Origin of the sequence: Azospirillum lipoferum 4B (assembly GCF_000283655.1) — a bacterium.
Lineage (GTDB): Bacteria > Pseudomonadota > Alphaproteobacteria > Azospirillales > Azospirillaceae > Azospirillum > Azospirillum lipoferum_C.
In genome coordinates, this window is the sequence record NC_016586.1 from 697692 (window position 1) to 711894 (window position 14203).

General features: G+C 70.1%; 12 protein-coding genes. 4 read left to right on the top strand and 8 right to left on the bottom strand.

What is annotated here, in order from left to right; genetic code table 11:
- Positions 1-188: 188 nt before the first annotated feature.
- The 6 genes from AZOLI_RS21350 to AZOLI_RS21375 all read right to left on the bottom strand — a co-directional run bounded on the left by AZOLI_RS21350 (position 189) and on the right by AZOLI_RS21375 (position 7355).
- Positions 189-992 carry an ATP-binding cassette domain-containing protein gene (locus AZOLI_RS21350; RefSeq protein WP_014189221.1) on the bottom strand — a complete coding sequence of 268 codons (804 nt, stop codon included), beginning with the start codon at positions 990-992 and terminating at the stop codon, positions 189-191.
- Complete coding sequence (locus AZOLI_RS21355) at positions 989-2311, bottom strand: sugar ABC transporter permease (RefSeq protein ID WP_014189222.1); 1323 nt, start codon at positions 2309-2311, stop codon at positions 989-991. The genes AZOLI_RS21350 and AZOLI_RS21355 overlap by 4 nt, the downstream gene beginning before the upstream one ends.
- A complete protein-coding gene (gene xylF, locus AZOLI_RS21360) occupies positions 2311-3306 on the bottom strand; it encodes a D-xylose ABC transporter substrate-binding protein (RefSeq protein ID WP_044552682.1) in 996 nt (331 codons plus the stop codon). The genes AZOLI_RS21355 and xylF overlap by 1 nt, the downstream gene beginning before the upstream one ends.
- Positions 3307-3477: 171 nt before the next feature.
- Entirely contained in the window at positions 3478-4800 is a 1323-nt protein-coding gene (gene xylA, locus AZOLI_RS21365; RefSeq protein WP_014189224.1) for a xylose isomerase, read from the bottom strand.
- Positions 4797-6248, bottom strand: a complete 1452-nt coding sequence (gene xylB / locus AZOLI_RS21370; protein ID WP_014189225.1) for a xylulokinase — start codon at positions 6246-6248, stop codon at positions 4797-4799. Before xylB ends, xylA begins: the two co-directional genes overlap by 4 nt.
- 48 nt (positions 6249-6296) lie before the next feature.
- Positions 6297-7355, bottom strand: coding sequence for a LacI family DNA-binding transcriptional regulator (locus AZOLI_RS21375; protein WP_014189226.1), 1059 nt, complete (start codon positions 7353-7355; stop codon positions 6297-6299).
- A 305-nt stretch (positions 7356-7660) separates the two neighbouring features.
- On the opposite strand from AZOLI_RS21375, the gene AZOLI_RS21380 reads away from it, so the two are divergent.
- Positions 7661-9508: a DEAD/DEAH box helicase gene (locus AZOLI_RS21380; protein WP_014189227.1), complete on the top strand. Its 1848-nt coding sequence runs from the start codon at positions 7661-7663 to the stop codon at positions 9506-9508.
- A 115-nt stretch (positions 9509-9623) separates the two neighbouring features.
- Here AZOLI_RS21380 and AZOLI_RS21385 read toward each other — a convergent pair whose 3' ends face one another.
- Positions 9624-10523, bottom strand: coding sequence for a LysR family transcriptional regulator (locus AZOLI_RS21385; protein ID WP_014189228.1), 900 nt, complete (start codon positions 10521-10523; stop codon positions 9624-9626).
- Between the two features lie 122 nt (positions 10524-10645).
- Between AZOLI_RS21385 and AZOLI_RS21390 the strand changes: the two genes are divergently transcribed.
- Both AZOLI_RS21390 and AZOLI_RS21395 read left to right on the top strand, forming a co-directional pair.
- On the top strand, positions 10646-11500 hold the full coding sequence (locus AZOLI_RS21390) for a hypothetical protein (RefSeq protein ID WP_014189229.1): 855 nt from the start codon (positions 10646-10648) through the stop codon (positions 11498-11500).
- Between the two features lie 44 nt (positions 11501-11544).
- A complete protein-coding gene (locus AZOLI_RS21395) occupies positions 11545-12129 on the top strand; it encodes a YceI family protein (RefSeq protein WP_014189230.1) in 585 nt (194 codons plus the stop codon).
- A 76-nt stretch (positions 12130-12205) separates the two neighbouring features.
- Here AZOLI_RS21395 and AZOLI_RS21400 read toward each other — a convergent pair whose 3' ends face one another.
- A complete protein-coding gene (locus AZOLI_RS21400) occupies positions 12206-13324 on the bottom strand; it encodes an NnrS family protein (RefSeq protein ID WP_014189231.1) in 1119 nt (372 codons plus the stop codon).
- A 149-nt stretch (positions 13325-13473) separates the two neighbouring features.
- On the opposite strand from AZOLI_RS21400, the gene AZOLI_RS21405 reads away from it, so the two are divergent.
- Positions 13474-14190 (top strand): Crp/Fnr family transcriptional regulator, encoded by a 717-nt coding sequence (locus tag AZOLI_RS21405; RefSeq protein ID WP_014189232.1) that lies wholly within the window; start codon positions 13474-13476, stop codon positions 14188-14190.
- Positions 14191-14203 lie beyond the last annotated feature (13 nt).

The window sequence follows — 14203 nt, forward strand, 5'->3', positions numbered from 1 at the left end:
TAGGGCTTTGCCCATTTCCCAATGCACAGGCGCCTCTTTCCGCGTCATCGCCGCGAAGGCGGGGAGCCAGGACACTCCGCGATGACGGCCGAATAAATGCACTCTTGTCAATGGCTTGAAGACACTCGACCGGCGTCGCGTGCGGGCACCGGGGTGCCGCCACGCCGGTGCCGGCCGGAGGTCGCCGCTCAGCCCGCCGCCCCCGGTCCGGGAACCGCGCCCGGCGGGCATTTGCCGAGGATGATCATGCCCAGCACCTCGTCCTTCGTCACATCGGCGACGCGGGCGGTGCCGACCAGCTTGCCGTTCTTCATCACATGGATGCGGTCGGCAAGGTCGAACACGTCGTGGATGTCGTGGGAGATCAGGAAGATGCCGATGCCCTCCTGCTTCAGCTGCTTCACCAGCTCGCCCACCTGCTGGGTTTCGGCGGGGCCGAGTGCTGCGGTCGGCTCGTCCATGATCAGGACGCGGGCGTCGAAATGGATGGCGCGGGCGATGGCGACCGACTGGCGCTGACCGCCGGACAGAGCCTTGACCGGTTCCTTGAAGCGGCGGAAATGCGGGTTCAGGCGGCCCATCACCTTGCGCGCCTCCGCCTCCATCGCGTGGTCGTCCAGCGTGCCCCAGGGGGTCAGCTTTTCCCGGCCGAGGAAGATGTTGGCGGCGGCATCGACATTGTCGGCCAGCGCCAGCGTTTGATAGATCGTCTCGATGCCGCAGCGCTTGGCGTCGCGCGGGCTGGAGATCTGCACCGGCTCGCCGTTCACCCGGATCTCGCCATGGTCGGCGGCATAGGCGCCGGACAGGATCTTGATCAGCGTCGATTTGCCGGCGCCGTTGTGACCGAGCAGACCGACCACCTCGCCGGGATAGAGGTCGATGCTGACGCCGTCCACCGCCTTGATGCCGCCGAAGGCGATGGAAACGTCGCGCATTTCCACCAGCGGGCGGGTCGCGGCCTGGGGTTCCGCCATGGCAAGGCCGGTCATTTGATCCCCCTGCGATAGAGCGTGTCGATATAGACCGCGGCGACCAGGACGATGCCGACGACGATGTTCTGCATCGGCGCATCCACCCCCAGCAGAACCATGCCGGATTGCAGCGACTGCATCACCATGGCGCCGAGCATCGCCCCCAGGATGGTGCCGACGCCGCCGGCCATCGAGGTGCCGCCGATGATCGCCGCGGCGATGACATACAGCTCGTCCAGCGTGCCGTTGGCGTTGGTGGCGGCGTTCAGCCGGGCGGTGGCGATGCAGGCGGACAGACCGCACAGCGCGCCCATCAGCCCGAACACCATCACCATCACCCGTTTGGTGTTGATGCCCGACAGCTCCGCCGCCTCCGGGTTGCCGCCAAGCGCGAAGACATAGCGGCCGAAGCGGGTGCGCCGCGACAGGAAGGTCACCGCTACGCCGACAGCCAGCGCGATCAGCACCGGGATGGCGAAGCCGTGGGCGATGACCGGCAAGGTGCCGTCGGTAGCGATCCCCTGCGCCTCCATCATCCGGCGCACCACCGGGACGGGGAGCGGATAGGCATTCACCACCAGCACGGCGCCGGCGATGGCGGCGGCCACCAGCAGGATCACCACGCCTTCCGCCCACAAGGGCCGGACGGGAAAGCCGAAGCCGGCCCGCCGCCGCCGGGTCATCAGGATGGCGGCGACCGACAGCAGGATGGCGGCGATGCCGACCGCCCAGCTGGGGCCGGCGCCGATGGCGCCCTCGAAGCCGCCGCCCAGCCGCTTGAACAGGCCGTCCATCGGCGCCACCGTCTGGCCGGTCGTCACCCACCAGGCGGCGCCGCGCCAGACCAGCAGCCCGCCCAGCGTGACGATGAAGGACGACACGCCGAGATAGGCGATGATGGCGCCCTGCAGCGCCCCCACCGCCCCGCCGACGGCAATCGCCGCCAGCACCGCCACCACCCAGGTCATCGGATGGTCGAAACCCCAGATCTCCGGCAGGATGCGGGCCTGGAGCACGCCCACCACCATGCCGGTGAAGCCCAGGATGGAGCCCACCGACAGGTCGATGTTGCGGGTGACGATGACCAGCACCATGCCGGTCGCCATCACCGCGATCGATGCGGTCTGCACCGACAGGTTCCACAGGTTGCGCGGGGTCAGGAAGGCGCCGCCGGTCAGGATGTCGAAGCCGATCCAGACGACGGCCAGCGCCCCGATCATCCCGACCATGCGGGTGTCCAGCTCCAGCGCGCGCAGGGCGTCGCCGAAGCCGGCCCGCCGTCCGGCCGGCGCGTCCGAAGGCGCCGCCGGGGACAGGGTGGTGGACGGCTCCGCCATCAGTTGCAGACCTTGACGCTGCCGGGCTTCACACCCTGGCAGACCACGTCCTTGGTCACCCAGCCGGCATCGACCACGAGGTTGAGGTTGTCCTTGGTGATGGCGATGGGGGTGAGGAACAGCGAGGTCATCTTCTGCTTCTTCGGCCCGCCGTCGAAGGTCGTGGCGCCGGCGATCTCGGTCATCTTCTTGCCGCCGGCCAGTTCCATGGCGATCTCCGCGGCGCGGCGGCCGAGTTCGCGGGCGTCCTTCCACACCGATACCGTCTGGGTGCCGAGCGCGATGCGGTTCAGCGCCGCCTTGTCGCCGTCCTGGCCCGACACCGGCACGGTTCCCGCCAAGCCCTGCGCCGCCAGCGCCGCCACGGCGCCGCCCGCCGTGCCGTCGTTGGAGGCGACCACGGCGTCGACCTTGTTGCCGGTCTTGGTCAGGATCTGCTCCATGTTCTGCTGGGCGATGGCGGGCAGCCATTTGTCGGTGTAGGCCTCGCCGACATTCTTCACGTCGCCGCGGTCGATGGCGGCCTTCAGCACCTCCATCTGGCCGGCGAACAGGAAGTCGGCGTTGGGATCGGTGGAGCTGCCCTTGATGAAGGCGTAGTTGCCCTTGGGCTTCAGCGCGAAGACGCTGCGCGCCTGCAGCCGGCCGACCTCCTTGTTGTCGAAGGTGATGTAGAAGGCGGACGGGATTTCGATCAGCCGGTCATAGCCGACGACCGGGATGCCCTCCGCCGCCGCCTTCTCCACCGCCGGGCGGATGGCGTCGCCGTCCTGCGCCAGGATGATCAGCGCCTGGGCGCCGCGGGAGATCAGCGATTCGATGTCCGACAGCTGCTTGGCCGGCGAGGATTGGGCGTCGGCCGACAGGTATTTGCCGCCGGCCTTCTCGATGACGGCCTTGATCGCGGCCTCGTCGGTCTTCCAGCGCTCCTCCTGGAAGTTGGACCAGGACACGCCGACGGTGGTGCCGGCGGCGAGCGCGGCGGTTGCGGTCATGGTCGTGGCAAGCGTCAGGAACAGGCCGGCGGCGGTGGCGGTGAGGCGGTGCTTCATCGTGTTTCCTCCCTGTGTGGCCGCATCGGGGCGGCGGCGTTTATTGACGGAAGCAGTGGCGGGGACATCATCCCCCTCTCCCGGGGCGGGAGAGGGCTTGTGATGCGTCCCCTCTCAGACGTACCGGTTGACGATGTTCTCCAGATACTCCTGCCGGCCGGAGCGCGGCTGGGGGTTGAGGTTGCCGGTCAGCGCGCGGTCGGCCAGCGTGGCGAGGGTGCGGCCGCCGGACAGGATCGCCTGCCCCTCCGCGCTGTCCCAGCCGGCGTAGCGTTCGGCCAGCGGCTTGGTCAGGGCGCCGTCCTCCAGCATCTGCGCGGCCTGCAGCAGGGCGCGGGCGCAACTATCGATGCCGCCGATGTGGCCGTGCAGCAGATCCTCCGGGTCGAGCGACTGGCGGCGGATCTTGGCGTCGAAATTCAGGCCGCCGGTGGTGAAGCCGCCGCCCTTCAGGATGTCGTGCATGACGACCGTCAACTCGCCGATGTCGTTGGCGAATTGGTCGGTGTCCCAGCCCAGCAGCGCGTCGCCGCGGTTCATGTCGAGCGAGCCGAAGATGCCGAGCGCCAGCGCAAGCGCCACCTCGTGCTGGAAGCTGTGGCCGGCGAGGATGGCGTGGTTCTGCTCGATGTTCACCCGCACGTCGGCCAGCAGGTCGTAACGCTCCAGGAAGCCGTAGACGGTGGCGACGTCGAAGTCGTACTGGTGCTTGGTCGGCTCGCGCGGCTTCGGTTCGATCAGGATCGGGCCGTCGAAGCCGATCTTATGCTTGTGCTCCACCACCATCGCCAGGAAGCGGCCCATCTGGTCCAGCTCCCGCTTCAGGTCGGTGTTCAGCAGCGTCTCATAGCCCTCGCGGCCGCCCCACATGACGTAGTTGGCGCCGCCCAACGCATGGGTGGCCTCCAGCGCCGCGCGCACCTGCCCGCAGGCATAGAGGAAGACGTCGGGGTCCGGGTTGGTCGCGGCGCCGGCCATGTAGCGGCGGTGGGAGAACAAATTGGCGGTGCCCCACAGCAGACGGACCTTGGCGGTCTCCATCTTGGCCGCGAACAGCTCGGTGACGGCCTTCAGGTTGTCGACGCTTTCGACCAGCGTGGCGCCTTCCGGCGCGGCGTCGAGGTCGTGGAAGCAGAAGAAGGGGATGTCGAGCAGGCGGAACATCTCGAAGGCGACATCGGCCTTGGCGCGGGCCGCCGCCATCGGGTCCTGGCCGGGACGCATCCAGGGACGCTGGAAGGTCTCGCCGCCGAAGGGGTCGCCGCCCGGCCAGCAGAAGCTGTGCCAATAGCAGGCGGCCAGCCGCAGATGGTCCTCCATCCGCTTGCCCAGCACGACGCGGTCCTTGTCGTACCAGCGGTAGGACAGCGGGTCGCGGCTGTCCGGTCCGCGATAGGCCACCGGGGACAGGTCGCCGAAGAATGAGGCGGTGCTCAAGACGCGAACTCCTTGGCAAGGGGGTAAAGCCGGCGCCAGCGCAGCCAAGCCTGGCTGTACGCCTCGGCGCGGGCCGGATCGGGGGTGAAGGTCTCAAGACGGCGGGGCTTGCGGCATACGGTGGCGGGGGACTCCCCGGTCGCGGCCATGCGGCCGAGATGGGCGGCGCCGAGCGCGGCACCGACCTCGCCATCCTCGATGCGGTGGATGGTGACGCCCAGCGCGTCGGCGCAGATCCGCGCCCACAGACGCGAGCGGGAGCCGCCGCCCGCGAGGTCGAACGAGGTGGGCGCGCCCGCCCCCAGCGCCACCAGATTGTCGCGGGCGGCGAAGGCGACGCCCTCCAGCACCGCCTGGACCAGGGCGTCGCGGCCGGTCTCCGCCGACAGGCCGGCGAACAGGCCGCGCAGGGTGGCGTCGTTGTGGGGAGTGCGCTCGCCCGACAGGTAGGGCAGGAAGGCGACCGGCGAGGGAGCGTCCACCGCGTCGCCCAGCGGGGCCAGCAGCTCCGCCTCCGGCGCGCCGAGGGTGGAGGCGGCCCAGGCCAGTGAGGCAGCGGACGATAGCATGACGCCCATCTGGTGCCAGACGCCGGGCAGCGCGTGGCAGAAGGCATGGACCGCCATCGCCGGGTTGGGCAGGAAGCGGTCGGTCGTCCGCCACAGCACGCCGGAAGTGCCGAGGCTGAGGAAGCCGTCGCCGGGCGCGATGGCGCCGAGCCCGACGGCGCTGGCGGCGCAATCCCCCGCCCCGCCCGCCACCACCGGCGGCGTGGGCATGCCCCAGCGGCGGGCGAGATCGGGCGACAGCCGGGCGACGGCGTCGGAGCCTTCGGCCAGATCCGGCATGTGGGCGCGGGTCATGCCGGTGGTGGCCAGCAGCTCGTCCGACCAGTCGCGCCGGCCGACGTCGAGCCACAGCGTGCCGGAGGCGTCCGACATCTCCTCCACCATCGCGCCGGTGAAGCGCCAGCGGACATAGGCCTTGGGCAGCAGCACCTTGGCGAGTGCGGCGAAGATGTCCGGCTCCTCCTCCGCCACCCACAGCAGCTTCGGCGCGGTGAAGCCGGGCATGGCGATGTTGCCGCTGATGGTGCGGAGCGTCGGAAGGGTTTCCTCCAGCGTCGCGCATTGGCGGTGGGAACGGCCGTCGTTCCACAGGATGGCGGGGCGCAGCACCCGGTTGTCATGGCCCAGCAGGACGGCGCCATGCATCTGGCCGGAGAAGCCGATGCCGAGCACGGCGGCGAGTGCGGCCGGCCGGCGTTCGGCCAGTTCGTCCACCGCGGCGACGGCGGCGGCGACCCAGTCCTCCGGCTCCTGCTCCGACCACAGGGGATGGGGGCGGGAAACGGTGCAGGGGCGGGACGCGCTGCCGGAAACGGCCCCGTCGGCGTCGGTCAGAACCGCCTTGACGCTCGACGTGCCGATGTCGATCCCGAGAAACATGACGGTCGACCTTTTCTGTTGCCCTTGCGGGCAGTTTCCGATGCCCCTTCAGGGCAGGTTGTCGCGCAGGATGACCTGGACCCGGATGTGTTCCTGCGCCGTGACGATCTCTTGGCCGGTAACCAGGGCGTGGAGCACCCGCGCCATGGAGCGCGCCTCGTGCCCCGGATCCTGGGCGACCAGGGCGGCGAAGGTGCCGTCCAGCAGCATGCGGCGGGTGGCGGGCGTCAGTTCATGGCCGACGCAGAGGATTTTGCGGGCGAGACCGGCCTCGGCCAGAGCCTCCCCGATGCCGACGGAGCCCTCGCCGGTGTTGTAGATCGCCACCAGATCGGGCCTGTCGGCCAGCATGCGGCGGACCAGATCGCGGTTGCGCTCGGGATCGTCGCGGCCCTCGACCGGCGGCAGGCGGATCAGGTGGGGGTATTCCTCCGCCAGCACCTGCCCGAAGCCGAAGCGCCGTTCGGCATGGTCGCGCAGGCTGCCCGATCCGGTGACGATGCCGACGGCGCCGCCCTGCTCCCCCGCGCGAGGCGGGCCGAGGAAGCGGCCGACCAGCGATCCGGCGGTGCGGCCGGCGGCGATGTTGTCGATGCCGACATAATGCATGCGCCGCGACGACGGGGCGTCCGACACCAGCGTCACCACCGCCATGCCGCCTTCGACCAGATCGTCGATGGCGGCGCGGATGCGCGGATGGTCCAACGCCACCAGCGCCACCGCATCGAAGCGGCCCGGCAGCGTCGCCAACTCCGCCGCCAGGATGTCGGCGTCGAACACGTCGGTCTCGACGATCTCCACCGCGATGCGCCGGGCGCGGAACCAGTCGGCCTGGGCGCGGATGTTGTCGGCGATGTCCATCATGAAGCGGTTGCCGCCGCCGGGCAGGACCACGGCGAAGCGCCAGGAGCGCGACCGCGCCAGCTCCGCCGCCGCCGCCAGCGGGCGGAAGCCCAGCCGCTGCACCGCCTCATGCACCTTGAGCGCGGTCTTGGCGCTGACGCCGGGCCGGCCGTTGACGACCCGGTCGGCCGTCGCAAGGCTGACGCCGGCCGCCGCCGCCACGTCGCGCAGGGTCAGGGGGGCATCGCTGATTTGATTGTTCATGCCGCAAACCATATTCCGGCATCTTGAGGTGCGCAACTCAGAAATTGACTTTCCTGCGGCACCCGGCCTTTTGGCAGGTGCCCATGCCGAGCTTTGTCCATCGCGGCAAAAGGGCCGTTAAGGTGCGTACGTCAAAATGCGGCAGCCGGTGACCCTCACAGGGCTTAGGCGGCGCGAATCGCTGCCCCCGACCGGAGGCGGTACTACTCCCGATGGGGTCCCTCACCTCCGATTGCACCCATGACCGGGGGACTCGCGGGAATTTAGGCTTGCTCATCCCTCGTCCACAGCGGGAGCAGGGTTGAATGCCGCAGCTGAGAACCCATCAGCAACTGGTCAGCGCCATCGCCGACGCCATCGGCCAGCAGCAGACGGAGGTTCGCGACGTTCTTGCGGCGGTGACGCCCGGCGGGGGGAAATCGCTGCTGCCGGTCATCATGGCGGCGGCGCTGCACAAGGCGGGGCGGATCGACCGGGTGTGCTGGATCGTGCCGCGCGACAGCCTGCGCCAGCAGGCGGAGGAGGCCTTCGTCGATCCGCGCTGGCGCGAGGTGTTGGGACACACCCTCGCCCTGCGGGCGGCGGAGAATGGGCGCGACCTCTGCCGCGGGCTGCAGGGCTACATCACGACCTATCAGGCGGTCGCCGCAGCGCCGGACCTGCATTTGCAGGAGTTCCGCCGTCACCGCTACCTGCTGGCGGTGGACGAGCTGCACCATCTGCCGGCGGTGTTCGACACCGACCGCATGGCGGCGGTCGAGGAGGAAACCGCCTGGAGCCGGTCCATCCTGCCGCTGCTGGAGAATGCGTCGGCCCGGCTGCTGATGAGCGGGACGCTGGAGCGCGCCGACGGCCGCCCGATCCTGTGGCTGCCCTATCGCGCGCCGCAGGGAACCCGCAAGGTGCGGGAGATCGACTTCAAGGCGCCGGGCTGGGCGGTGGTCGGCTATTCCCGCCGGCAGGCGCTGGCCGAGAAGGCGATCCTGCCCGTCACCTTCGGGGCGATGGACGGCTCGGCCTCCTGGCTGGATGCGGAGCGCACCAACCGCTGGGTCGATGCGCTGTCCAAGGCGGGGGAGAACACGCGCGACGCCCTGTTCACCGCGCTCCGCACCGGCTTCGCCCAGGCGATGCTGCGCGAGGCCTACCGCTCCTGCCGGGAGCATCGCGCCAAGCGGCGGGCGGAATTGAAGCTGCCGCGCGGGCGCGACGATGCGGGGCTGGGCAAGCTGCTGGTGATCGCGCCCGACCAGGGGACCGCGCGGTTCTATCTGCAGACGCTGCAGGGCTGGATGCCGAAGGAGCAGGCCGGGCGCATGGCGCGTCTTGCCATTTCCGAGTGCCGCGACGCGCAGGAGGTGGTGGCCGCCTTCCGGCTGCGGGCCGAGCCGGCGGTGCTGGTCTCGGTCGCCATGGCCTATGAGGGGCTGGACGCACCGTCGATCACCCATGTCGCCTGCCTGACGCATATCCGCTCGCGCCCCTGGCTGGAGCAGGCCATCGCGCGGGCGACGCGGGTGGACCCGCATGGCGGCCCCTATGACCGGCAGCGGGCGCTGATCTACCACCCGTCCGATGCGCTGTTCGAGCAGTTCCGCACCATGGTGGAGACCCAGCAGGGCACCCGCGCCATGGTGAAGACCCGCCGTCCCCAGCAGGAGCTTCCCTTCGAGCGCAGCACGGAGCGCGAGCCGGAGATCATTCCGCTGGAATCCAACGCCACCGCGCTCAGCTTCGTCGTGGTGGCGCCCGGCCCCGATTTCGGCTCCCACTCGCGCGATCCGGGAGAGCTGCCGCTGACGCCGAGCGCCGCCGAGCATCACCTGCGCCAGCGCATCGGCCAGCTGGTCGCGGCGCAGGTGATCGAGGACGAGGACAACAACCTCGTCGCCGAGGGGCCGACCGGCTACCACATCTACAATGCCGTGCTGAAGCGGCTGATGAAGAAGGCGCGCTCCGAGATGACTCTGTCGGAGCTGGAGGCGACCGTCGGCTGGCTGGAGCGCAACCGGCTGTCCGACCATCGCCACCTGATCGCCGACGACCCACAGTTCCAGTGGTCCACCCGGCGGCGGGGGCATACCATCGCATATGGCTCCCTCTCCCGCCCCGGGAGAGGGAAGGGGCCCACCGCGAAGCGGTGGGAAGGGTGAGGGGTGGCACAAGGAACCATGCGGTTCGGGATTTTCGCGATCCCCCTCACCCTCCCCACTTCGTGGGTCCCCTCCCTCTCCCGGGACGGGAGAGGGCGTTTACTGGTCACTCCGATCACGCGTGGCGCCCCTCCAGCAGGTCGCGGTCGCGGGTCAGCGCGTCGGCCATGAAGTCCAGGAAGGCGCGGACGCGGCCCATGTGGCGCAGGTCCTGGTGCGTCAGCAGCCAGAGCTTGGTGTCGGCCTCCAGCACCGGATCGCCGATGCGGCGGAAGGCGGGGTCGCGGTCCACCACCCCGCAGGGCAGCAGGCCGAGTCCTATCCCGGCCCGCACCGCCTCCACCGCCCCGGCGACCGAATTCACCCGATAGCCGATGGAGGCCGCCGGCACCGTCCGTTTCATCCACTGGGCGAGGGAGGTGTGTTCGAAGGATTCGTCAAGCCCCACCCACGGGTGGCGGTCCAGGTCGCCGGCATCTCCCGCCCGCTCCAGATAGGAGGATGCGCCATAGACGGCGAAGGCCAGTCCGGAGACGGCACGCCCGACGAGGTTCTCCGGCGGCCGGCTGGTGGCGCGGATCGCCACGTCGGCCTCGCGCCGGGTCAGGCTGAGCGAGGCCTCCGCCGCCACCAGATCGACGCGCAGCTCGGGATGCAGCCGGCGGAAGGCGGCGATGTGGCGCGGCAGGATGTAGAGCGTCAGGATGTCGACGGTGGTCACGCGCAGGCTGCCGCCGATCCGGGTGTCGCGGCCGGACAGCAGGCGGTTTGCGGCGGCCAGATCCTCCTCCATCTTCTGCGCAACCCGGTGCATCTCGTCGCCCGCCGCGGTCAGCACATAGCCGCCGGGCAGCTTGTCGAACAGCCGGGCGCCCATCGCCTGTTCCAGCGCCGTCACCCGGCGCAGAACCGTGCTGTGGTTCACTCCCAGGACGCGGGCGGCGGCCGACAGGGAGCCGTGCCGCGCCACTGCCAGCAGGTAACGCAGATCGTCCCAATTGTTACCGTTTCCCATTTATTCCCGCTCATTTCTGCAGATGCTTTTTGCAAAACTCGTCAATTTGCGCTCACCAGAGCACAGGTTAGGGTCTGTACCAAGCGCATCCTGCGCAATGTCGTCCCATTCCGGCTGTCCGCATGTCCGAGCTGCTCCAAGATCCCTTCGTCCAGTCCAGCGCCCTGCCCCTGGCAGTCAGCCTGATCCTCGTCGGTGCCCTGCACCTGCTGCGCCGTCCGCTGGCGGCGGCCGGGATCGCGGCCGGGTTCCTGGTGGTCTTCGCGATGGTGGTCGGCCTGCCGGCCCTGCCCCCGCCGTCGAGCATGGGCAAGCTGTTCTGGTCCTCCGCCGCCGGTCTGCTGCTGGGTGTCGTTGCCGATGCGGCCGGTGTCCGTGGCCGGGCGGTTTCGGCGGTGCTGGCGGTGTGGCTGGCCGGTTCGCTGCTGTGGATCGCCCTGCCCGCCCTGGATTCCATGGCGGCCGCCGTCAGCCTCGCGATCCTGCTCGCCGTCGCCGCGTGGGTCGCCTTTGCCCGCACTTCGCAGACGCATGGCTCGATGAGGGGCGAAAGCCCGACCGCGCCGGCCGCCTCGCTGCTGGCGCTGGCGTTGGCCGTCGGCGGCACCGCGCTGATCGGCTCCTCGGCCTCCATCGCCCAGATGGCCCTGGCTTTGGCGGCGTCGGCCGGCGGCTTCCTGCTGTGGAACTGGCCGGTCGAGCGCCATGGCTGGGGCCTGTCGGGCCGCGTCGCCACCGGCATCGCTGTGCTGCTGGCCGGCGTGTTGACCCTCTTCACCCAGGCGCAGACCGCCGTCCTTCTGCTGGCGCTGCCGGCGCTGCTGGCCGGCCATGTCAGCCGCTTCGTTCCCCAGGGCCACAGCGCGGTCGGCCGGGCCGCCTCGTCGGCCGCCGTCACGGTGGTCGCGGTCCTTCCGGCGCTGGCCGCCATCGGTGCGGCCTATGCGCTGACCGGCGGCGAAGCGTCGCCCTACTGATCCTCCACCCCCATCATCCGAACCCAATCCCCGGAGCTCCGTTCATGAAGAAGACCTTGTTCGCCGCCGCCCTGTTCGTCGCCACCGCCGCCGGCAGCCTGACTCCCGCCTTCGCCGCCCCGGTCAACTACAAGATCGATCCGGCGCACACGGCCGTCGCCTTCATCGTCAACCACATCGGCTTCTCCAACGTGATCGGCCGCTTCAACACGGTCGGCGGCGACATCAGCTTCGACAAGGACGCGGTGGAAAAGAGCTCGGTGAACGTCACCATCGACGCCGCCAGCATCGACACCAACCACGCCAAGCGTGACGAGCATCTGCGCTCGCCCGACTTCTTCAACGCGAAGGAGTTCCCGAAGCTGACCTTCAAGAGCACCAAGATCGAGAAGACCGGCGACAAGACGGGCAAGCTGCACGGCGACCTGACCATGCTGGGCGTGACCAAGCCGGTGGTGCTGGACATCACCTTCAACAAGGACGGCGTCAGCCCGGCCAGCAAGCTGGAGACCGCCGGCTTCTCCGCCCGCGGCACGGTGAAGCGCACCGATTTCGGCATGAAGTACGGCGCTCCGGCCGTCGGCGACGACATCCAGCTGCTGATCGAGATCGAGGCGGTCAAGTCCTGATCGAAGGGCCTTTCCGGCCCGTCGAGTGTGGAGGGGACCGGTTAGCCGGTCCCTTTCCGTTTCCACCCCATGGTGTTTATGACCGCGGGCGGTTGCATCGGGTTCCACGCCTCGGCCGGGTGAGCAGGACGGCGACGGTCAGAAGCTGGGAGAGCGTCCAGAAGGCACCCGCCGCCGCCAGCAGCGCCATCGACGGCCACCACACCGCCGCCAAGCGCAGAACCGCGGCGGCGGCCATCAGCGCGACGGCGATGGTTGCGGCGGGCGGAAAGCGCTCGGGCTCCGCCTCGCGCTGCAGCGTGGTGCGGATCATCATGGCGCTGGCGAGGATGCCGAGCGCACCCACCCCCAGCATGTGCCAGCCGGCGGCCGGCGGCAGACCCGCAAGCTCCGCGAAGCCGGTCAGCAGCCAGCCGATGCCGAGGCAGAGATAGCCCAGATGCAGGCTGGCGATTTCCGGCTGCCGCAGCAGGAGCAGCGGTTTCCAGCGGGCCAGCCGCAGCAGCGCGCTCGCCCCCGCCATCGCCGCACCGGTGGCCCCCAGCGGCGGCAGCAAGCCGGTCGCCGCCGACAGCAGGCAGAGCGCGGCACCGGCGACGCCCATCGCCTCCAACCGTGGCTGTACCCGCTGCGCGAGGGTGATGCCGCGGCGGCGCAGGGCGCCGGCCGTCGCCGCGGGGATGACGCGCCCGCCCATGGTCAGCAGCAGCGTTGCGATCAGCAGCAGCCCGACCGGCATCCCGCCGGCCGGGACGAGTCCGAGCTCCGATGCCCAGAACAGCGCCTCCGCCAGCAGGAAGGCGCCGATCAGCGGACCGAACACCGCATTGTGTCCGCTGCGGCCGGTGCGCAGGAACGGCAGGCCGGCGACCATGAACAGAAGCAGCGGATAGGCGATGCCGAGCGGCAGGGCCACCACTGCCGGCAGCCCGCCCAGCAGAGCCAGCCGCCCGGCCAGCCAGGACAGGAAGGCCACCGCCACCATCCGCCGCGACAGCCGCGTCATCAGGAAACCGCCGACCACCGCCAGCGCATAGCCCAGCGTCATCTCGTGGGCATGCAGAGCCGGCGACCAGCCCAGCGGCAGCAGGCCGCCCACCGCCGCCAGCCACAGCGGCACGGCGAGCGCGGCATAGAGGGCGGCTGCCGGATACATCAGACGGTGGGCGCTGGTGATGGGAGCGGGGGCATGCATGGGCGGGCAGGCTCTTCGGTGGTCCGGTCCGTCCAGTCTGGCCGATGGCGGAGAGGCGCGCTTTGACCGGCAACAAATTCGCTTACGAATGGGTATGGTTTGGCCGCTACACTGTCGGGCCAGACCCGGACCGAGCCAGGACGACCGCCATGCCTCCGCCCCCCGATCCCGCCATTCTGCGCGGCATGCCGCTGTTCGCCGGGCTGGATGCCGCCGCGCTGGCCGAGGCGGTGGCGCTCGCCCGCCCGCGCCGGCATGCCCGCGGTGCCGCCCTGTTCACCCAGGGGGAGCCGGCGGCCGCCGGCCATGCGCTGATCGACGGGCGGGTGAAGATCGTGCAGACCGGTCCCGACGGCCAGCAGGTGGTGATGCGCTTCATCGGCCCCGGCGAGATGTTCGGGACGCTGGCGATCTTCACCGACGGCCTCTATCCGGCCGATGCCGTCGCCGTGGCGGACTGCGTCGAGCTGTCCTGGCCGGCCGCCGCGATGACGGAGTTGATGGACCGCCATCCCGTCATCGCCCGCAACGCATTGTCCATTGTCGGCGGCCGATTGCGCGAAGTGCAGAACCGCCTGCGCGAGGTCGCGACCGAACGGGTGGAGCGCCGCATCGCGCATGCCCTGCTGCGGCTGGTGCGTCACGCCGGCCGGCGGGTGGAGGCGGGGGTGGAGATCGATTTCCCCCTGTCGCGCCAGGACGTGGCGGAGATGACCGGCACCACGCTGCACACCGTCAGCCGCACCCTGTCGGCCTGGGAAAGCCAGGGGATCGTGGAGAGCGGCCGGCAGCAGGTGGTGATCCGCAAGCCCCACGCGCTGGTCGCCATCGCCGAGGATCTGCCGCCGGTTCCGCCGCGCGGCTGAATGCAGCGCGGCT